At 59.5% G+C, this 19,513-nt stretch carries 19 protein-coding genes and 2 tRNA genes; 14 read left to right on the top strand and 7 right to left on the bottom strand.

Annotation, left to right across the window (positions count from 1 at the left end; genetic code table 11):
- The first annotated feature begins 2 nt into the window (after positions 1 to 2).
- Positions 3 to 1,370, top strand: coding sequence for a virulence factor (locus tag CSQ93_RS20290; protein WP_233516274.1), 1,368 nt, complete (start codon positions 3 to 5; stop codon positions 1,368 to 1,370).
- Between the two features lie 54 nt (positions 1,371 to 1,424).
- On the top strand, positions 1,425 to 2,771 hold the full coding sequence (locus CSQ93_RS20285; RefSeq protein ID WP_233516273.1) for a virulence factor: 1,347 nt from the start codon (positions 1,425 to 1,427) through the stop codon (positions 2,769 to 2,771).
- 14 nt (positions 2,772 to 2,785) lie between these two features.
- Here the strand turns inward: CSQ93_RS20285 and CSQ93_RS20280 are convergent, their stop codons facing one another.
- The 3 genes from CSQ93_RS20280 to CSQ93_RS20270 form a co-directional block, all read right to left on the bottom strand.
- On the bottom strand, positions 2,786 to 3,073 hold the full coding sequence (locus tag CSQ93_RS20280) for a barstar family protein (RefSeq protein WP_099379583.1): 288 nt from the start codon (positions 3,071 to 3,073) through the stop codon (positions 2,786 to 2,788).
- The gene (locus CSQ93_RS20275) at positions 3,070 to 3,732 is read right to left on the bottom strand and encodes a hypothetical protein (protein ID WP_099379582.1); all 663 of its coding nucleotides are present in this window, start codon (positions 3,730 to 3,732) and stop codon (positions 3,070 to 3,072) included. The genes CSQ93_RS20280 and CSQ93_RS20275 overlap by 4 nt, the downstream gene beginning before the upstream one ends.
- Positions 3,733 to 3,822: 90 nt before the next feature.
- Entirely contained in the window at positions 3,823 to 4,272 is a 450-nt protein-coding gene (locus tag CSQ93_RS20270; RefSeq protein ID WP_099379581.1) for a hypothetical protein, read from the bottom strand.
- A gap of 186 nt (positions 4,273 to 4,458) precedes the next feature.
- Between CSQ93_RS20270 and CSQ93_RS20265 the strand changes: the two genes are divergently transcribed.
- The 6 genes from CSQ93_RS20265 to CSQ93_RS20240 all read left to right on the top strand — a co-directional run bounded on the left by CSQ93_RS20265 (position 4,459) and on the right by CSQ93_RS20240 (position 11,616).
- Complete coding sequence (locus tag CSQ93_RS20265) at positions 4,459 to 5,370, top strand: patatin-like phospholipase family protein (protein WP_099379580.1); 912 nt, start codon at positions 4,459 to 4,461, stop codon at positions 5,368 to 5,370.
- Between the two features lie 59 nt (positions 5,371 to 5,429).
- On the top strand, positions 5,430 to 5,837 hold the full coding sequence (locus CSQ93_RS20260; protein WP_099379579.1) for a GlcG/HbpS family heme-binding protein: 408 nt from the start codon (positions 5,430 to 5,432) through the stop codon (positions 5,835 to 5,837).
- A 294-nt stretch (positions 5,838 to 6,131) separates the two neighbouring features.
- Complete coding sequence (gene carA, locus CSQ93_RS20255; RefSeq protein ID WP_099379578.1) at positions 6,132 to 7,310, top strand: glutamine-hydrolyzing carbamoyl-phosphate synthase small subunit; 1,179 nt, start codon at positions 6,132 to 6,134, stop codon at positions 7,308 to 7,310.
- Entirely contained in the window at positions 7,303 to 10,533 is a 3,231-nt protein-coding gene (carB, locus tag CSQ93_RS20250) for a carbamoyl-phosphate synthase large subunit (protein WP_099379577.1), read from the top strand. The genes carA and carB overlap by 8 nt, the downstream gene beginning before the upstream one ends.
- A 163-nt stretch (positions 10,534 to 10,696) precedes the next feature.
- Positions 10,697 to 11,173, top strand: a complete 477-nt coding sequence (gene greA, locus CSQ93_RS20245; RefSeq protein WP_010397233.1) for a transcription elongation factor GreA — start codon at positions 10,697 to 10,699, stop codon at positions 11,171 to 11,173.
- Positions 11,173 to 11,616: a DUF4149 domain-containing protein gene (locus tag CSQ93_RS20240; RefSeq protein WP_199534464.1), complete on the top strand. Its 444-nt coding sequence runs from the start codon at positions 11,173 to 11,175 to the stop codon at positions 11,614 to 11,616. Before greA ends, CSQ93_RS20240 begins: the two co-directional genes overlap by 1 nt.
- Before the next feature lie 106 nt (positions 11,617 to 11,722).
- Here the strand turns inward: CSQ93_RS20240 and CSQ93_RS20235 are convergent, their stop codons facing one another.
- Entirely contained in the window at positions 11,723 to 12,193 is a 471-nt protein-coding gene (locus CSQ93_RS20235; protein ID WP_010397237.1) for a YhbY family RNA-binding protein, read from the bottom strand.
- A 42-nt stretch (positions 12,194 to 12,235) separates the two neighbouring features.
- Here CSQ93_RS20235 and CSQ93_RS20230 point away from each other — a divergent pair, with 42 nt between their 5' ends.
- The 6 genes from CSQ93_RS20230 (at position 12,236) to CSQ93_RS20205 (ending at position 17,648) form a co-directional block, all read left to right on the top strand.
- Positions 12,236 to 12,919, top strand: a complete 684-nt coding sequence (locus tag CSQ93_RS20230) for an RlmE family RNA methyltransferase (RefSeq protein WP_034757436.1) — start codon at positions 12,236 to 12,238, stop codon at positions 12,917 to 12,919.
- A 203-nt stretch (positions 12,920 to 13,122) separates the two neighbouring features.
- A complete protein-coding gene (ftsH, locus tag CSQ93_RS20225; protein ID WP_099379575.1) occupies positions 13,123 to 15,006 on the top strand; it encodes an ATP-dependent zinc metalloprotease FtsH in 1,884 nt (627 codons plus the stop codon).
- A 103-nt stretch (positions 15,007 to 15,109) separates the two neighbouring features.
- Positions 15,110 to 15,943, top strand: coding sequence for a dihydropteroate synthase (gene folP / locus CSQ93_RS20220; RefSeq protein WP_099379574.1), 834 nt, complete (start codon positions 15,110 to 15,112; stop codon positions 15,941 to 15,943).
- A gap of 40 nt (positions 15,944 to 15,983) precedes the next feature.
- A complete protein-coding gene (gene glmM, locus CSQ93_RS20215) occupies positions 15,984 to 17,321 on the top strand; it encodes a phosphoglucosamine mutase (RefSeq protein ID WP_099379573.1) in 1,338 nt (445 codons plus the stop codon).
- Positions 17,322 to 17,402: 81 nt separating this feature from the next.
- A tRNA-Pro gene (locus CSQ93_RS20210) sits at positions 17,403 to 17,479 on the top strand.
- 94 nt (positions 17,480 to 17,573) lie between these two features.
- Positions 17,574 to 17,648 (top strand) — tRNA-Arg (locus tag CSQ93_RS20205).
- A 70-nt stretch (positions 17,649 to 17,718) separates the two neighbouring features.
- Here CSQ93_RS20205 and CSQ93_RS20200 read toward each other — a convergent pair.
- The 3 genes from CSQ93_RS20200 to CSQ93_RS20185 form a co-directional block, all read right to left on the bottom strand.
- The gene (locus CSQ93_RS20200; protein ID WP_099379572.1) at positions 17,719 to 17,898 is read right to left on the bottom strand and encodes a hypothetical protein; all 180 of its coding nucleotides are present in this window, start codon (positions 17,896 to 17,898) and stop codon (positions 17,719 to 17,721) included.
- Positions 17,899 to 18,043: 145 nt separating this feature from the next.
- Positions 18,044 to 18,544 carry an FxDxF family PEP-CTERM protein gene (locus tag CSQ93_RS29680; protein ID WP_267891672.1) on the bottom strand — a complete coding sequence of 167 codons (501 nt, stop codon included), beginning with the start codon at positions 18,542 to 18,544 and terminating at the stop codon, positions 18,044 to 18,046.
- 355 nt (positions 18,545 to 18,899) lie between these two features.
- Complete coding sequence (locus tag CSQ93_RS20185; RefSeq protein WP_199534463.1) at positions 18,900 to 19,445, bottom strand: GbsR/MarR family transcriptional regulator; 546 nt, start codon at positions 19,443 to 19,445, stop codon at positions 18,900 to 18,902.
- Between the last annotated feature and the right edge of the window lie 68 nt (positions 19,446 to 19,513).

Genomic DNA, 19,513 nt, shown 5'->3' with positions numbered 1-19,513 from the left:
AAATGGAGAAGCTCATCGTGCCTAAGAATTATATATTTACTTCTATTACTGCAGTTCTTGCGACGATAGGTCTATCGTCTTGCGCGCTGCACCCAACTTCCATTGCCGATGAAGATAAACGCAACGTACTTGATGTAGAAGCGCCATTTATAGCGCAAGTGGTGGGAGTGCAGTGGCTCAATCCCCTTCAACGCCAGGATTATCCAACTGAATGGCAACTGCTATGGACTCTTGGGAAAGTGCGTCCAAATAAAAAAGACGATATGGTAGAGCAATATCCTGCCATTTTTTCTGAGGTCAGATCTGTTTCGGGCATAGCATCGTCAAATGGTGGAAAGGGTACTTTTTTTAACTTTCACGGAAAATATTTGCGGCAGATGATTGCCAAGTTTCATGGCGTGTATTTTTCCAATCCGACCTATTTTTATAACGCCCACGACTTCAAACGCAAAAAAGGCTGGAACGAACTGGCGGGTATTCATGTTGAATATGCCTTGCCTGCAACGCGCTTTGATCCTCTCCTGGCTGGCGCCGCCCTGCGCGAGGAAATCATCGATACGTTTTCAATCGGCAATCCAAGTTTCCCCAACTCCTGGACCAAATCCACCCCGCCCGATGTGCGCGTGACGGCGGGTGGCGGGAATGCCGGATTCATTTCCCTGGCGGCCGCCCTCGATTATCTGCAGGCGCATCCGAAGGAAACGGTGTGGGTGATGAGCTGGGATGCGCCCAGTTTTCCGAAAGATGAGCAGATCAATGAAAACATGGTCTTGCTGGTGCTGGCCGGTCCCCATTACAAAACGGAGCGCGATGCGCTGGCGTGGATAGGCTATCCGGCCACGCAGCAGGTCAGCGCTTTTACGGCGGAGAAGGGCTTGCCGCCGCCCACCGTGCAGGCGTGGCAGGCGACCCTGGCGCAGGCGGCCAGCAATGGGCGCAAGCTGGACACGCAGATTGGCTATGTGATCCACGACGCGCACAATACGCATCCGGCGTCATCGGATCGCATCGCTCACCTGGCGCAAACCTTGACGATGGAATTGCCGGCCTTCGATTTTCACCGGCAGACCTTCAATACGCCGGCCTTGCTGGGCGAAATGGGCGCCGCCACGGCCCTGACGAACGTGGCGCTGGGCATCGCGCAGGCGAATCACTTTGGTCAGAACGTGCTGGTGGCGGGCACCGGCGATGCTGGCCAGACGAGCGGCGTGTTGATCTTGGCGCCGGCCAAGGTGCGGCCCATCGACCCCGTGAAACCGTGGTTCCGCGCGCGCGGCGGCGGCAATGCCTATCTGATGTGGTGGGGCATACAGCATGCCTGGGCCACGCTGGACGCGGGACAGTTCAATGAGCAGGGATATTCGAAGTAGACGATGGGAATGGCGCGCCAGATGGCGTTTTCGATGAACTGACCAGGGTGAAAAATGAACCTTCTCTTTTCCTTTCGCAACTTGGCGGTACTGCTGGCGGGCCTGGCTTTATCGGCATGCGTGACGCATCCGGCGAGCAAAGATGACCGTAAGAATGAAAAAGTAATTGCTCAGCCCTTCATGGCGCAAGTGGTGGGAGTGCAGTGGCTCAATCCCCTTCAACGGCAGGATTATCCAACTGAATGGCAACTGCTATGGACTCTTGGGAAAGTGCGTCCAAATAAAAAAGACGATATGGTAGAACAATATCCTGCCATTTTTTCTGAGGTCAGATCTGTTTCGGGCATAGCGTCGTCAAATGATGGAAAGGGTACTTTTTTTAATTTCCATGGAAAATATTTGTTTGAAATGATAGGCAATTTTCACGGTGTATATTTCTCCAATCCCACCTATTTTTATAACGCCCACGACTTCAAACACAAAAAAGGCTGGAATGAACTGGCCGGTATCCATGTTGAGTACGCTTTGCCTGCAGAGCGGTTTGATCCCCTTCTCGCCGGGGAAGACTTGCGCAAGCAAATTACAAGTACTTTTTCAATCGGCAACCCGAATTTCCCCAACTCCTGGACCAAATCCACCCCGCCCGACGTGCGCGTGACGGCCGGTGGCGGGAATGCCGGATTCATTTCCCTGGCCGCCGCCCTCGATTATCTGCAGGCGCATCCGAAGGAAACGGTGTGGGTGATGAGCTGGGATGCGCCGAGTTTTCCGAAAGATGAGCAGATCAATGAAAACATGGTCTTGCTGGTGCTGGCCGGTCCCCATTACAAGACGGAGCGCGATGCGCTGGCGTGGATAGGCTATCCGGCCACGCGGCAGGTCAGCGCTTTTGCGGCGGAAAAGGGCTTGCCGCCGCCCACCGTGCAGGCGTGGCAGGCGACGCTGGTGCAGGCGGCAGGAAATGGACGCAAGAGCGAGGTAGATATTGGTTATGTAATCCACGACGCGAACAACACTCGGCCAGCGTCGCCCGACCGCATCGCCCACCTGGCGCAAACCTTGACGATGGAATTGCCGGCCTTCGATTTCCTCCAGCAAAGCTTTAATACACCGGCCTTGCTGGGCGAAATGGGCGCCGCCACGGCCCTGACGAACGTGGCGCTGGGCATCGCGCAGGCGAATCACTTTGGCCAGAACGTGCTGGTGGCGGACACCAGCGACGCCGGCCAGACGACTGGTGTATTGATACTGCCGCCGGCCAAGGTGCGGCCCATCGACCCCGTGAAACCGTGGTTCCGCGCGCGCGGCGGCGGCAATGCCTATCTGATGTGGTGGGGCATCCGGCATGCCTGGGCCACGCTGGATGCGGGACAGTTCAATGAGCAGGGTTATTCGAAGTAATAGATGGTAAAAGTTTAGGCATAGCGCACTTCCGCCGCCTGCGCCGGCATGTCCTGCGCCATGCGCGCGAGGATGCGCTGCAGCATGGCCGCATCGGTGGGCAGTCGCGTGGCGAAGGCTGGCCAGCCGCGCAGCTCCAGCTGTTGCGGAATGTCCACCAGGCCCGTGATGGTATCCCAGAACGCATCCCAGTTCATGCCGTAGAAGGACGGGAAACCCAGCGTGGCCGCCAGCGCCGCGTGCAGCTGGCGCGGCGTATTGATCTCGCTCAAGTCGATCGTCACCAGGGCCGGTCGATTCATAATATGCCTTTGAGCAGGTTCTGCAGGTTTTGCCGCATGCCGCCCACCACCGCCTCGTGCTGCTCCAGGATGGCGGGCGCATCCTTGAATGGTGCCGGGTCGAGGTACAGGCGCGGCAAGTCGGCCACGGCCACGCCGCGCGGGCCGCCGCGCAGGATCTCGTCCACGTGCTTGTTGATCGAGCTGATGGCAGCCTGGATGCGCGGCGTGGAAGATGCCGCCAGGCAGGCGGCCAGCGCGGCGTCGAGTTCGGCGCGCGCGGGCGCCTGCGGCAGCACGGGGGCGGCGATCTGTTCCAGCGGCGACATGTTGACGGCTGGCTTGCGGTAGGCCAGCAGGGTATCGAGCGCCATCAGCCGGTGTGCGCCGCCCCGTTGCAGCCAGTCAACGATTTGCGGCCAGGGTGTGTCCAGCAGGGCCGCCGCCACGCCCCATTGTCCCGCCACGGGCGAGCCGATATTGGCGTCGATCCAGGTCAGGGCGGCCGGATTGCCCGTGTAGGCCAGCAAGATGGCGTTCGACGAGCGCAGCATGGGTGCCTGCGTGGCGAGGATGGCGCTCAGCCAGGCGAGGGCGCCATCGGGCGGCTGCCTCGATAACTGTTGCGTAAATGGGGCGTTCAGGGCGCGGCTGTCGGAAAATTGATATTCGTCGGACATGTTGAGCGATTCGGCGAGTGAGAAGAGGTGGGGCGCTTCGGTATGCGAACAAGCTATCCCAGGGGCAGGGGGGCAATAGACCGGACGCTGCTATTGCTCCGATTTTTGGCAGCGTGCGGAAAATTGCATGGTGGCGCTATTTTCAAAAGGGGAATTGAACTCGCCCTTTACCTGCGTCAAGTTGCTGCTAAAACGCATGGTCAGCGGGCCGCTGGCCGGCCCTGCGTCGTATGTGCAAGACAGGCTGTCGCCGCTTTGCCGGCAGCCGTAAAAGTTGCCCGCTTTGCCGCGCCCGTCAACCAGGTGGGTGCCTTGCGCCCCGTGCTGGTCGGGGGCGTCGAAGCTGAGCTCAATCGTGTGTTTCTCCGTATCATTGGGAATTTGTATGTTCCCCGTACAAGTAAAGCCCTCCATTCTTGCCGCGATGCTATCCTGGCGCTCCGTCGCCGCGACGGGGGCGGCGTTGGCGCAGGCCGCACCCAGCAGGGCTGCAACGAGCAAGCATGGGTGCGCGATGAGGTGGAACAGGTCTGTTTTCATAAGCCGCTCAATGGAAGTGGGGGAGGTGGGAAGCCAGGCGCCAGTCTAGCAGCCGGCGTGGCGCGCACGGTTCGAAATATTGTCATTTTTAAACATTTAAGATGGCCTTCAGTGCGGGGGGCTCCGCTTGCGCTACAATCGGCTCTCCTTTATTGCCACTGCCGCGCGCGGTTCTCCCTCTCCACCATGTTCCCTAAACGCCTGACCCTGCTTGCCCTGGCCGCCTTTGCGCTGGCCGGCTGCGATACCACCGCCCCGAAACCGATACAAGTATTGACGCCGCCGGAACCCACCGTCGTCACGCCGCGCAAGATCAAGATCGGCCTGGCGCTGGGCGGCGGCGCGGCGCGCGGTTTCGCGCATATCGGCGTGATCAAGGCGCTCGAATCGCAGGGCATCCAGGCTGACATCGTCACGGGCACCAGCGCCGGCAGCGTGGTGGGCGCCATGTATGCGGCGGGCAACTCCGGCTTCGCCCTGCAAAAGATGGCGTTCGACATGGACGAGGCGGCCATTTCCGACTGGGCCTTGCCCCTGTTCGGCAAGTCGTCCGGCGTGCTGAAAGGCGAAGCGCTGCAAAGCTATGTCAACAAGGCTGTCGGCGGCGTGCCGCTGGAAAAACTCAAGATACCGTTTGGCGTGGTGGCGACCGATTTGAAAAATGGCCAGCCGATCCTGTTCCAGCGCGGTAACACCGGCATGGCCGTGCGCGCCTCGTCGGCCGTGCCCGGCGTGTTCCAGCCCGTGACGATCGCGGGGCACACTTATGTCGATGGCGGCCTCGTCGCTCCCGTGCCCGTGCGCTTTGCGCGCGACATGGGCGCCGATTTCATCATCGCCGTGAATATTTCGTCGCAAACGGATACCCAGAAAGCCATCAGCTCGATGGAAGTGCTGATGCAGACGTTCGCCATCATGGGCCAGCGCATCAACCAGTTTGAATTGAAAGATGCGGACGTGGTGATCCAGCCCAGCCTGGGCACCATGAAGGGCAACGATTTCAACAGCCGCAACCAGGCCATCCTGGCGGGCGAGCAGGCGACCTTTGCCGTGATGGCGCAGCTCAAGCAAAAACTGAAAGCCAAACGCGAGCAGTGATGGATAGCGCCGCGGCGCATTTCGTATACAATTTTGTTTCAACATAACAAGGATGCACCATGCAATCGAAACCGATTTTGACCCTGGACGACGTAAAGAAGATCGCTGCCGCCGCCGAAGCGGAAGCGGTCAAGAATAACTGGGCGGTCACGATCGCCATCGTCGACGACGGCGGCCACCTGCTGTGGCTGCAGCGCATGGATGGCGTGGCGCCGATCTCGTCGCATATCGCCCCATCGAAAGCCAAGACGGCCGCGCTGGGCCGCCGCGAATCGCGCATCTATGAAGAGATGATCAATGGCGGCCGCGTGTCGTTCCTGAGCGCACCGGAAATCGACGGCTTGCTCGAAGGCGGCGTGCCCGTCGTGTTTGATGGTCACTATGTGGGCGCCGTCGGCGTCTCGGGCGTCAAGTCTGCGGAAGATGCACAAATCGCGAAAGCGGGCATTGCCGCTCTGACGGCCTAAGTAGTAGCCGCAGTTGCAGAACCAGCCGCCCCGCGCAAGCCGGGCGGCTTTTTCATGGGGCGCAGGATTTATGCTGCTGCGCAAAAAAATGCCGGGGCTTCTGTATTTTCTTCCTTGTGGAAAAGCTTCCTTTTGGTTATAATTCAAAGGTTTAGCCAATCACACATATACCGTAGCGACTACCCATCCCCTCATTCAAAATGACCGTTGAAACACCCTGAGTGCATCTGGCTCGGGTAACTAGGCGGTCGGTCTGACGTGGCGCAGCTACGGTAACTTTATCAGGAGTTGCCCTTGCCGCCATTTTTTTCTGGCCCTGCCGTTCCAGCCATATTAGCGCTTGCTGATGGAACGATCTTTAAAGGTTTTTCGATCGGTGCCGCCGGTCATGCCACGGGCGAGGTTGTTTTCAACACCTCGATGACCGGGTATCAGGAAATCCTTACCGACCCAAGCTATTGCCGCCAGATGGTCACCCTGACCTATCCGCATATCGGCAATACGGGCGTCAATCCGGAAGACGTCGAATCTTCCAAGGTTCACGCCGCTGGCCTCATCATCCGCGATCTGCCATTGCTGGCATCCAATTTCCGTTCCACCCTCTCCCTGTCCGACTACCTCAAAGCTGAAAATATCGTCGCCATCGCCGGCATCGATACACGCAAGCTCACGCGCATCCTGCGTGAAAAAGGTGCGCAGGGCGGCGCCATCCTCGTCGGCACGCAAGGCAACGAGCCATCCGCCGCGCAAGCGCTGGAACTGGCCCGCTCCTTCCCCGGCCTGGCCGGCATGGACCTGGCTAAAGTAGTCTCAAGCAAGGACGCCTACGAATACCGCGAAACGGAATGGACCTTGGGCCAAGGCTACGGCCAGCTGGCCGACGCGGACGCGAAGTACCACGTGGTCGCCTTCGACTACGGCGTCAAGCGCAATATCCTGCGCATGCTGACGGCACGCGGCTGCAAAGTCACCGTGCTGCCGGCGCAAGCTTCCGCCGCCGACGCCCTGGCGTTGAACCCGGACGGCATCTTCCTGTCGAACGGCCCCGGCGACCCGGAGCCGTGCGACTACGCCATCGCGGCGACCAAGGAATTGATCGAGAAGGGCATCCCGACCTTCGGCATCTGCCTCGGTCACCAGATCATGGCTTTGGCTTCCGGCGCGAAAACCTTGAAGATGAAGTTCGGCCACCACGGCGCCAACCACCCGGTGCAAGACCTGGAAACCAAGCAAGTCTTGATTACCTCGCAAAACCACGGTTTCGCAGTCGACGCGGCAACTCTGCCCGCGAACTGCCGCGTGACCCATGAATCGCTGTTCGACGGTTCCCTGCAGGGCTTTGCCCGCACGGACAAGCCGGCCTTCTGCTTCCAGGGCCACCCTGAAGCGTCGCCGGGCCCGATGGATGTTGCTTACCTGTTTGACCGCTTCATCAACTTGATGGCTGCGGAGGAGAAAAAGAAAAATGCCTAAACGTTTAGATATCAAAAGTATTCTGATTATTGGCGCTGGCCCGATCGTGATCGGCCAGGCCTGCGAATTCGATTATTCCGGCGCGCAAGCGTGCAAGGCCCTGCGCGAAGAGGGCTACAAAGTCATCCTGGTCAACAGCAATCCGGCGACCATCATGACGGACCCGGAAATGGCCGACGTGACCTATATCGAACCGATCACCTGGTCGGTCGTTGAACGCATCATCGCCAAGGAGCGTCCTGACGCGATCCTGCCGACGATGGGCGGCCAGACGGCGCTGAACTGCGCGCTGGACCTGTTCAACAATGGCGTGCTGGCAAAATACAACGTCGAACTGATCGGCGCATCGCCGGAAGCCATCGACAAGGCCGAAGACCGTTCCAAGTTCAAGGACGCGATGACCAAGATCGGCCTCGGTTCGGCCCGTTCCGGCGTGGCGCACTCGATGGAAGAATCGTGGGCCGTGCAGCGCACCTTGGGCTTCCCGACCATCATCCGTCCATCGTTCACCATGGGCGGTTCCGGCGGCGGCATCGCCTACAACGAAGAAGAATTCGAAACCATCTGCAAGCGCGGCCTGGAAGCGTCGCCGACGAAAGAGTTGCTGATCGAAGAATCGTTGCTGGGCTGGAAAGAGTACGAGATGGAAGTGGTGCGCGACAAGGCGGACAACTGCATTATCATCTGCTCGATCGAAAACCTCGATCCGATGGGCGTGCACACGGGCGACTCCATCACGGTGGCGCCAGCGCAAACCCTGACGGACAAGGAATACCAGATCATGCGCAATGCCTCGCTGGCAGTGCTGCGCGAGATCGGCGTCGACACCGGTGGCTCGAACGTGCAATTCTCGATCAACCCCGTCGATGGCCGCATGATCGTCATCGAGATGAACCCGCGCGTGTCGCGTTCGTCGGCCCTGGCCTCGAAAGCGACGGGCTTCCCGATCGCCAAGATCGCCGCCAAGCTGGCCGTCGGTTTCACCCTGGACGAACTGCGCAATGAAATCACGGGCGGCGCCACGCCGGCCTCGTTCGAGCCGTCGATCGATTACGTCGTCACGAAGATCCCCCGTTTCACGTTCGAGAAGTTCCCGACCGCCGACCACCACCTGACGACGCAGATGAAATCCGTCGGCGAAGTGATGGCCATCGGCCGTACCTTCCAGGAATCGTTCCAGAAAGCCTTGCGCGGCCTGGAAGTGGGCGTGGACGGCATGAACGAAAAGACCAAGGACCGCGAAAAGATCGAAGAAGAACTGGGCGAGCCTGGTCCTGAGCGCATCTGGTACGTGGGCGACGCGTTTGCCCAGGGCTTCACCCTGGAAGAAGTGCACAACCTGACCAAGATCGACCCATGGTTCCTGATCCAGATCAAGGAAATCGTCGACCTGGAACTGTGGCTGGACACGCAGAAGCTGGATAACCTGGACAAGAACACCCTGTACAAGTTGAAACAGAAGGGCTTCTCGGACCGCCGCCTGGGCTTTTTGCTGCAGACGACCGACACGGCCGTGCGCCAGCAGCGCCATGCGCTGAACATCCGTCCCGTCTACAAGCGCGTCGACACCTGCGCAGCGGAATTTTCGACCGATACGGCGTACATGTATTCCACGTACGACGAAGAGTGCGAATCGAATCCGACCGACAAGAAAAAGATCATGGTGCTGGGCGGTGGCCCGAACCGTATCGGCCAGGGTATCGAGTTTGACTATTGCTGCGTCCACGCTGCCCTCGCGATGCGCGAAGACGGCTACGAAACCATCATGGTCAATTGCAACCCAGAAACGGTTTCGACCGACTACGATACCTCGGACCGCCTGTATTTCGAGTCGCTGACCCTGGAAGACGTGCTGGAAATCGTCGCCATCGAAAAACCGGTGGGCGTGATCGTGCAGTACGGCGGCCAGACGCCATTGAAACTGGCGCTGGACCTGGAAGCGAATGGCGTGCCGATCATCGGCACCTCGCCCGACATGATCGATGCGGCCGAAGACCGCGAGCGTTTCCAGCAAATGCTGCACAAGCTGGAACTGCGCCAGCCGCCTAACCGCACCGCGCGCACGGAAGCCGACGCCCTGGCGCTGGCGCAGGAAATCGGCTACCCGCTGGTCGTGCGTCCATCGTACGTGCTGGGCGGCCGCGCCATGGAAATCGTCCACGAGCAACGCGACCTCGAGCGCTACATGCGCGAAGCCGTCAAGGTCTCGCACGATTCGCCAGTGCTGCTGGACCGCTTCCTGAACGACGCCATCGAGTGCGACGTCGATTGCATCTCCGACGGCGAAACGACGTTCATCGGCGGCGTGATGGAACACATCGAACAGGCTGGCGTCCACTCGGGCGACTCGGCTTGCTCGCTGCCACCATACTCGCTGTCGCAAGAAACCATTGATGAACTGAAACGCCAGACGGCGCTGATGGCCAAGGGTTTGAATGTGGTCGGCCTGATGAACGTGCAGTTCGCGATCCAGAAGCAAGAGATCGACGGCGAAATGAAAGATGTCGTCTTCGTGCTGGAAGTCAATCCACGCGCGTCGCGCACCGTGCCATTCGTCTCGAAAGCCACCGGTCTGCAACTGGCGAAGATTGCCGCACGCTGCATGGTTGGCCAGTCGCTGGCGTCGCAAGGCATCACGCAGGAAGTCGTGCCGCCTTACTTCAGCGTCAAGGAAGCCGTGTTCCCGTTCGTCAAGTTCCCTGGCGTGGACACCATCCTCGGCCCTGAAATGAAATCGACGGGCGAAGTCATGGGCGTGGGTCTGACCTTCGGCGAAGCGTTTGTGAAATCGCAACTGGGCGCCGGCGTGAACCTGCCAAAATCGGGCAAGGTCTTCATCAGCGTGAAAGCGTCGGACAAGCCGCGCGCCGTGCAAGTGGCGCGTGACCTGGTCGAGTCCGGTTTCACCGTGGTCGCTACCAAGGGCACCGCCGCCGTGATCGCTGCTGCCGGCATCGCCGTCACGCCAGTGAACAAGGTGATCGAAGGCCGTCCGCACGTGGTCGACATGATCAAGAACCATGAAATCGTGCTGGTGATCAACACCGTGGAAGAAAAGCGCAGTGCCATCGTCGATTCGCGGGCCATCCGCACTTCGGCCCTGGCGTCGCGCGTGACGACCTACACCACCATCGCCGGCGCGGAAGCGGCCGTCGAAGGCATCCGCCACCTGGATGAGCTGCGTGTGTACGATTTGCAAGGTCTGCACAAGACCTTGAACTAAGTGCGTTTGCAGTGGCCGCCGTTAGGCGGTACACTGCATGCTTATCAACCACAGAGTTCCGTGCAGAGCAGCGCGCGGCCTCTGTGGTTTTCACTTGGTAAGTCCGTTAACCGTGGCAAAACGCGGACAACGGCGCCGATAACTAGCAGATAGTAGAGATAACATGACCTCAGTCCCATTGACCAAATACGGCGCAGAACTCCTGAAGGAAGAGCTGCATCATTTGAAGACCAAGGAACGCCGCATCGTCATTGATGCGATCGCCGAAGCGCGTTCGCACGGAGATTTGTCGGAAAACGCCGAGTACGATGCCGCCAAGGAACGCCAGGCCTTCGTCGAAGGCCGCATTGCCGAGCTCGAAGGCAAGCTGGGTGCAGCGCAAATCATCGACCCGACCGCGCTCGACGCGGAAGGCCGCGTGGTGTTTGCCTCGACCGTGAACCTGGAAGACCTGGAATCGGGCCAGAAAGTCACGTACCAGATCGTCGGCCTCGATGAAGCCGACTTGAAAAAGAACAAGGTTTCCGTGACGTCGCCGATCGCCCGCGCGCTGATCGGCAAGTACGCCGGCGACGTGGTGGAAGTGCAGGCGCCGTCCGGCCCGCGCGAATACGAAATCCTGGAAGTACTGTACATCTGATGCTGGCCCGCGTGCGCCTTCTCGTTGCCACCCTGTGGGCCGGCAGCCTGTGGACCATCGGCTTCATCGTGGCGCCCACCCTGTTCGGCACTCTGAGCGACCGCGTGCTGGCGGGCAATATCGCCGGCAGCATGTTCCGCGCCGAGGCCTGGCTGTCGATCGCCTGTGCGCTGATTCTGCTGGCCTTGCTGCAATGGGCGCCCGGCGCGCTGGAACTCAAGCGCCGCCGCCTGCTGGGCGCGCTGGTGCTGTCGATGCTGGTGTGTGCGCTGCTCAGCCATTTCGGCATTTCGCCGCTGATGGCCGAGCTCAAGGCGCAGGCGCCTTCGGGCATCATGGATGATGCCATGCGCAGCCGCTTTGGCATGCTGCATGGCGTGTCGACCCTGATCTTTGCCGTGCAGAGCCTGCTGGCGGGCGTATTGATCTGGAAACAACAGTAGTTTGATGTCAGTAAAGTAATCGCATGAAAAAAGCGGAGCAGGGGATATCCCGTGCTCCGCTTCTTGTTTCAAGCCCGGCCGCCTTGCGGTTGCCGGGTGAACAGGCTTACTTGCTGCCCAGTGCGCTTTTCTTTGCGCTTTTCTGACGTGGCTTGGCACGCTTGATGGAACCGCCTTCGGTAACGCGCTCATTGCCCTTGATCATGACTTTCGTCACGCTCGGGCGCTTGGTGCCGCTGGCGCTGGCCTTGACGATGGTCACTTCGCGCATGCCTTTGCCGGCGCTGACCTTCTCCTTAACCACTTCTTTTTTCGGACGGTAGATTACCAGCAGTTTGCCAATATGTTGTACCGGGGCGGCGCCGAGATTGCCGCAAATCGTATCGTACATTCCGACGCGGGCTTCGCGGTCGTCGCCGAACACGCGGACTTTAATCAGACCGTGCGAATCCAGGCCAAGGTCGATCTCTTTGAGGACAGCAGGTGTCAAGCCCGCTTCGCCAATAATGACGATAGGCTTCAGCGCGTGTGCTTCGGCGCGCAGTGCGCTGCGCTCTACGGGTGTAAGTTTTAGCATAATAATATTTAGTAATTCCCTTAAAAGCAGTATTCTACGCGAATGGCAAAGAAGAAATTAAACAAAAACTGGTTGCACGACCACATAAATGATCCTTATGTGAAGTTGGCGCAAAAAGAGGGCTACCGCGCCCGGGCAGCATACAAGCTCAAAGAAATCGATGAAGACGAAAAACTGATCAAACCTGGCCAGGTGATTGTCGACCTTGGTTGCACTCCCGGCAGCTGGGCCCAGTACACGCGGCGCAAGCTGGCCGGCAAGGACGGCGGCGGGGTCAATGGTACCCTGATTGGCCTGGACATGCTGGAAATGGAGCCCATCGCCGATTTCCACTTCATCCAGGGCGACTTCCGCGAAGCGCGCGTGCTGCGCCAGCTGGAAGTGGTGTTGCAGGGTCGCAAGGTTGACCTGGTCCTGTCGGACATGGCGCCCAACCTGTCGGGCATCGCCACGGCGGATGCCGCGCGCATGGAACATTTGATCGACCTGGCCATCGAATTTTCGCAATTGCACCTGAAGCCGTCTGGCGTGCTGCTGGTGAAATGCTTTAAAGACATGGGTTTCAGCCAGATCGTGGAGAAGTTCCGCGCTGAATTCAAGGTCGTGGTGCAGAAAAAGCCCAAGGCCAGCCGCGATAAATCGTCGGAAATCTTCCTGATGGGTCGTGGAATCAAGAATCCGCTGAAAAATGCCGTGGAAGAAGATGATTCCGCCCTTGATATTTAAGCGGGAATCCGCACATGGGAACGAGAAGTGCAGTAGCGTCTGATGGCATAAAAGCCTAAATTGTTTATACTGCATTTTTTTTACGTGAACGCGATTTTTTCGCGCGCACGGATCGGCGGGCTTTGGCACGGCCCGCTTATTGCGAGTAAAATCGTGTTTCTAGCTATAGGTAAAGAGATGCGCACTGCATCCAAGGAGTCTTCGTGAATAACATGTTTTCCAAATCTGCCATCTGGGTAGTCGTATTGCTGCTGTTGTTCATGCTGTTCAAGCAATTCGACAGTCATGGCGCCACAGGCGGCAGCAAGGCCATCGCTTATTCCGATTTGCTGGATGAAGTCAAAGCCAAGCGCGTCAAGGATGTCGTGATCGAAGGTTCGTCGATCACCGCCAAGCTGATGGACGACACCAAGGTGCGTACCACCGCCACCAGCCTCGACAAGGGCCTGATCGGCGACTTGCGCGACAATGGCGTGCATTTCGATGTGCGTCCGCCTGAGGAAGCGTCCTTCCTGCAAACTATTTTTGTTTCCTGGTTCCCCATGCTGCTGTTGATCGGCGTCTGGGTCTTCTTCATGCGTCAGATGCAAGGCGGCGGCAAGGGCGGGGCATTCTCGTTCGGCAAGTCGAAGGCACGCATGATGGATGAAGCCAGCAACACCGTCACCTTCGCCGATGTCGCCGGTTGCGACGAAGCGAAAGAAGAAGTCAACGAAGTAGTCGACTTCCTCAAGGATCCGAGCAAGTTCCAGAAACTGGGCGGCCGCATTCCCCGCGGCGTGCTGATGGTCGGTCCTCCGGGCACGGGTAAAACCCTGCTGGCGCGCGCCATTGCCGGTGAGGCCAAGGTGCCGTTCTTCTCGATTTCCGGTTCCGATTTCGTGGAAATGTTCGTCGGCGTGGGTGCCAGCCGCGTGCGCGACATGTTTGAAAACGCGAAAAAGCATTCGCCATGCATCATCTTCATCGATGAGATCGACGCTGTCGGCCGTCACCGCGGTGCCGGCATGGGCGGCGGCAATGACGAGCGCGAACAGACCTTGAACCAGTTGCTGGTCGAGATGGACGGTTTTGAAGCGAACTCCGGCGTGATCGTCGTGGCCGCCACCAACCGCGCCGATGTGCTCGACAAAGCCTTGCTGCGTCCGGGCCGTTTCGACCGCCAGGTGTCCGTCGGCTTGCCCGATATCCGCGGCCGCGAGCAGATCTTGAACGTGCATATGCGCAAAGTGCCTATCGGTACCGACGTGAAAGCCGATATCCTGGCCCGCGGCACCCCTGGTTTCTCGGGCGCGGACCTGGCCAACCTGGTCAACGAGGCGGCCCTGTTTGCCGCACGCCGCAGCAAGCGCCTGGTGGAAATGGCCGACTTCGAAGATGCGAAAGACAAGATCTACATGGGTCCTGAGCGTAAATCGATGATCATCCGCGAGGAAGAGCGCCGCAATACGGCTTACCATGAGTCCGGTCACGCCGTCGTCGCCAAGTTGCTGCCGAAGGCCGATCCCGTGCATAAAGTGACGATCATGCCGCGTGGCTGGGCTCTGGGCCTGACGTGGCAGCTGCCGGAACACGACAATCTGTCCGCCTACAAGGACAAGATGCTGGAAGAAATTTCCATCCTGTTCGGTGGCCGTATCGCTGAAGAGATTTTCGTGGGCCAAATGTCCACCGGCGCGTCGAACGACTTCTCGCGTGCCACCAAGCTGGCCCGTTCCATGGTGACCCGCTTCGGCATGTCCGACAGCATGGGCGTGATGGTCTACGAAGACAGCGAAAACGAAGGTTTCTTCGGTGGCGCCACCAAGACGATCTCGGAAGCGACCCAGCAAAAGGTCGATGCTGAAATCCGCAACATTCTCGACAAGCAATATGCTTTGGCGCGCACTTTGCTGGAAGGCAACCGCGACAAGGTTGAAATGATGACCAAAGCCTTGCTGGAATGGGAAACCATTGATGCAGAGCAAATCAATGACATCATGGCCGGCCTGGAGCCGCGTCCACCGAAAGTCATTCCGCCACGCCGCAATGCGGGCGGTGATAGCGGCACGGGCGGCATTTCGCCTAACGTGACGGCGCCAGCCTGATAACGGCCGCCCTGACCGGCGGCGCGTAATCAAAAGGGTAAGGAGCAATCCTTGCCCTTTTTCGTTGGCGTGCCAGATTTTCCTGATGACTACAAAGATTCACATGCGACACTATTTGCAATTCGGCCGTTTCGGCTTCAACCTGTCCGGCACGCAGGCGCTGGTGATGGGCATCCTGAACATCACGCCCGACTCGTTTTCCGATGCGGGCCAGTATCAACACCTGGAATTTGCCCTTTCGCGGGCCGAGCAGATGATGGTTGACGGCGTCGACATCATCGACATCGGCGGCGAATCGAGCCGTCCCGGCGCGCCGCCGCTGCCGCTGCAGGACGAGTTGCAGCGCGTCATGCCGGTGCTGTACGCCTTGCGCGATTGCGGCAAGCCGCTGTCCGTCGACACCTATAAACCCGAAGTGATGCGCGAAGCCATCCTGGCGGGCGCAGACATGATCAACGATATCAACGGTTTCCGCGCGCCAGGCGCCATCGACGCCGTGCGGGACAGCGATTGCGCGCTGTGTATCATGCACATGCAGAACGTGCCGGAAACCATGCAAGCCCAGCCGCAGTATGAGGACGTGGTGCGCGAAGTCATCGACTTCCTGCGCGAACGCATCGACACGATGACGGCGGCCGGCATCGCCCGCGAACGCCTGTGCGTCGATCCCGGCTTTGGTTTTGGCAAGACGGTGGAACAGAACTATGCCTTGCTGCGCGCCACGCGCCAGTTGCGCAGCGAGTTGGAGCTGCCCGTGCTGGCCGGCTTGTCGCGTAAGTCGATGATCGGCGCCGTCACGGGACGTCCCGTCGAGCAGCGCCTGGCCGGCAGTGTTGCCGGTGCGCTTGCTGCGGTAGCGCAAGGTGCGGAAATTATCCGTGTGCATGATGTAGCTGAAACCGTCGATGCACTGAAGGTCTGGCGCATGGCACACTGAGCCTGTAAGATTTATCATAAACAACAAAAAGAGAAATACTATGACGCGTAAATATTTTGGCACCGACGGCATCCGCGGCCTGGTGGGCACGGCTCCGATCACCCCCGATTTCGTCATGCGCCTCGGCTATGCGGCCGGCAAGGTGCTGGCCAAGTCGCAAGGCGGCAAGACGCGCCCGACGGTGCTGATCGGCAAGGACACGCGCATTTCCGGCTACATGCTGGAAGCGGCGCTGGAAGCGGGCCTGTCGGCCGCTGGCGTGGACGTGATGCTGGCCGGCCCCATGCCGACCCCGGCAATTGCTTACCTGACGCGGGCGCTGCGCCTGTCGGCCGGTGTCGTCATTTCCGCCTCGCACAATCCCTACCATGACAATGGCATCAAGTTCTTTTCCGGCCAGGGCACCAAGCTGCCCGACAGCGTGGAACTGGAAATCGAAGCGGCGCTCGACGAACCGATGGCCTGCGTGCCATCTGAAAAGCTGGGCCGCGCCAAGCGCCTGGACGATGCCCAGGGCCGCTACATCGAATTTTGCAAGGGCACCTTCCCGAACGAGCTGGATCTGCGCGGCCTGAAGATCGTCGTCGATTGCGCACACGGCGCCGCCTACCATATCGCGCCGCACGTGTTCCATGAGCTGGGCGCGGAAGTCATCGCCATCGGCAACAAGCCCGACGGTTTCAACATCAATGCGGGCTTCGGCGCCACGGCAACCAAGGCCATGGCCGAAGCCGTCGTCGAGCACGGCGCGGACCTGGGCATCGCCCTCGATGGCGACGCCGACCGCCTGATCATGTGCGACGCCACGGGCCGCCTGTATAACGGCGACGAGTTGTTGTACGTCATGGTCAAGGACCGCCTGGCGACAGGCCCCGTGGCCGGTGCCGTCGGCACCTTGATGACCAACATGGCGCTGGAAGTGCTGTTCAAGCAGCAGGGCATCGGCTTTGCGCGCGCCAAGGTGGGCGACCGCTACGTGCTGGAAGTCATGAAGGAAAAGGGCTGGATACTGGGCGGCGAAGGCTCCGGCCATTTGCTGTGCCTGGACAAGCACACGACGGGTGACGGCATCGTCTCCGCGCTGCAAGTATTGTCCGCGCTCAAGCGCAGCGGGCAGAGCCTGCAGCAATGTCTGGCCGAGCTGGTGCTGTTCCCGCAAACCCTGATCAACCTGCGCGTGGCGCCCGGTTTCGACTGGCAGAAAAATGCCGCCATGGTGGCCGAGAAAGAACTGGTCGAGGCCGAGCTGGGTGACACGGGCCGCGTGCTGATCCGCGCTTCGGGCACGGAACCGCTGATCCGCGTGATGGTGGAAGCGAAGGACAAGGACAAGGCCGAGAGCATGGCGCGCCGCATCGCCGATAAGGTGGCTGTGTAAAGGCAGGCGCCGATAGTTATTTCCATCTAATTCGTCTATGGCAATTGACGAAATTGGGTGGGGGCGTTATTATCTTGTCTTCGGAGTGTGGCGCAGCCCGGTAGCGCACCTGGTTTGGGACCAGGGGGTCCAAGGTTCGAATCCTTGTACTCCGACCAAAGTCATAAGCGGGCTGTCAGAAATGACAGCCCGTTTTCTATTCCGCGCCAGCATTTCATTGCTGGCGCGCATGGACTAAAATACTGCACCTCTCCGCCCATCGTTCAACGGATAGGACAACGGTCTTCTAAACCGTGAATGGGGGTTCGATTCCCTCTGGGCGGACCAGTTTCATACTGGCCACGGCTTGCGCCATGCGGCCGCATCTTCTCTCTTTCCTGTCTATCAGCACGCGGCCCTAAGGCTGCGCAAACAGCACCACGCTCAGCAAATACAGCAGCGGCACGGCGCACAGCAGCGCAGACAACACCGACAGCATTTTCTTGCTCGCCAGGCGTGCCAGGCGCAGCCGTTCGCGCGCAGGCAAATGCCGGCGGACCAGGTCGCGCGCGCGCGGCTGGAATGGTGATTCATGCATGTGAACTCCCTCGCAACGATGGCTGATGATGTCGGCCAGCATAGCGGGAGCGGCATAAAGGCGGTGTAAAGAGTGGGCGGCGCGGCGCAAGCGCGCTGTAAACATGGATGCGCCGGCGCCGTGTTGCGGGCCTTGCCCGATGCTCTTATTTTGCCTGGCGGCGGCGCGCCAGGACGCCGAGCAGGCCCAGGCCGGCGAGCAGCATGGCATAGGTTTCCGGTTCAGGTATGGCGGAAACATAGGCGCGGTAATTGCTCAGGTCCTTGGGCAAGCCCTCTACCGTGAAGGTCGTGCCGGCTGCGACGGGAGCGGCCCAGTGGAAGACCAGTTCGCCCTGGCCGAAATGGATGGCCAGATAGTCATAGGCCGCCGCGCTCGTGAAGGAATTCCCCCCGCCGCTGGCGCTTGCCGTGGTGCCGGCGGTACAGCCTGAAGTGGCATTGTCGCAAAATGAGACGGCCTCACCCAGGCTGGTGCCGAAAACGCTGTTGATTTGGCTCTGGATGTTGGCTGGACTCTGCGGCACGAGATTGTCGTCATAGTATTTCACCATGGTGGCTGGCGACGGCGAGTAAGTGACTGTGCTGCCTTCGATGCTGAAACCGCTGGCCGGTCCCACGTCGATCCATGTAGCTGCCTGTGCCATGCCCATCAAGGCCGCAAGGGCGGCCAGTATGGATGTCCGTATGGCAATGCTTGTTATGCTTTTCATGAAAATCCCCTTTGGTTTTATTGCAGGCATTTCACTGCTTCAGGGTGCGCGCCGTCCTGTCAGGGAGGTCAACTTGTCGCCCATTCGCCTTTGCGTGAGTACGCATATGCAAGCTTAGTCTCGATGCAAACTAATGTAATTTAAATAATTCTATTGGCTTAGTTGGCAATGTCGCATACGGCTATGTATGGCTGTGCCAGCGAGCGGTCGCGCGGCGATCAGGAGCGGCGTGACAAGACACGCCGCTTTGTGCTGGAGGGAGGAGGAAGACGCAGGAGGGGGGGGGGCTTCAGTCGTTGCTGACGCCAAACAGGCGATCCTTGGCGTTGAGCAATTTTTGCACCTTGGCACCCATTTTCATCAGCTGCGCCATCGATTCGGGCGACAGGCGCTGCAAGTCGTCGAACCAGGTGTTGGCCAAGTCGACCAATTCATACATTTCCCGCATGCGCTCCTGCGCATACTGGTCGACGGGTTCCGTGGCCGGCGCCAGCAGCGATTCGCGCAGCACCGTCAGGGTGGGCGCCACTTCGCGGCGGCGGCGCTCGGCGGCCACCACGCGGAAGATTTGCCACACATCGCCCAGCGAGGAAAAATACTCGCGCCGGTCGCCGGGGATGCGCGACTGGCGGATCAAGCCCCAGCCCTGCAATTCCTTCAGGCCGATGCTCACGTTCGAGCGCGAAAAACTCAGGTGTTCCGCGATTTCATCCGCGTGTAAAGGATGCTCCGCGACAAACAACAAGGCGTACACTTGCCCCACTGTGCGGTTAAAGCCCCAGCGGCTGCCCATCTCGCCGAAATGGCTGACGAAGGTCAGGATCAGCGGCGTCATTTGGATATGTTGAGTTTTCATAATTATCTGAATTTTTTCACGCCACACCCGCAGGGTCAATTGATATA

It is taken from the genome of Janthinobacterium sp. BJB426 (assembly GCF_002735705.1).
In the GTDB taxonomy this organism is placed as follows: Bacteria; Pseudomonadota; Gammaproteobacteria; order Burkholderiales; family Burkholderiaceae_D; genus Janthinobacterium.
The sequence above is the reverse complement of the archived record's forward strand: the minus strand, read 5'-3'. Positions and strand labels throughout refer to the sequence as shown.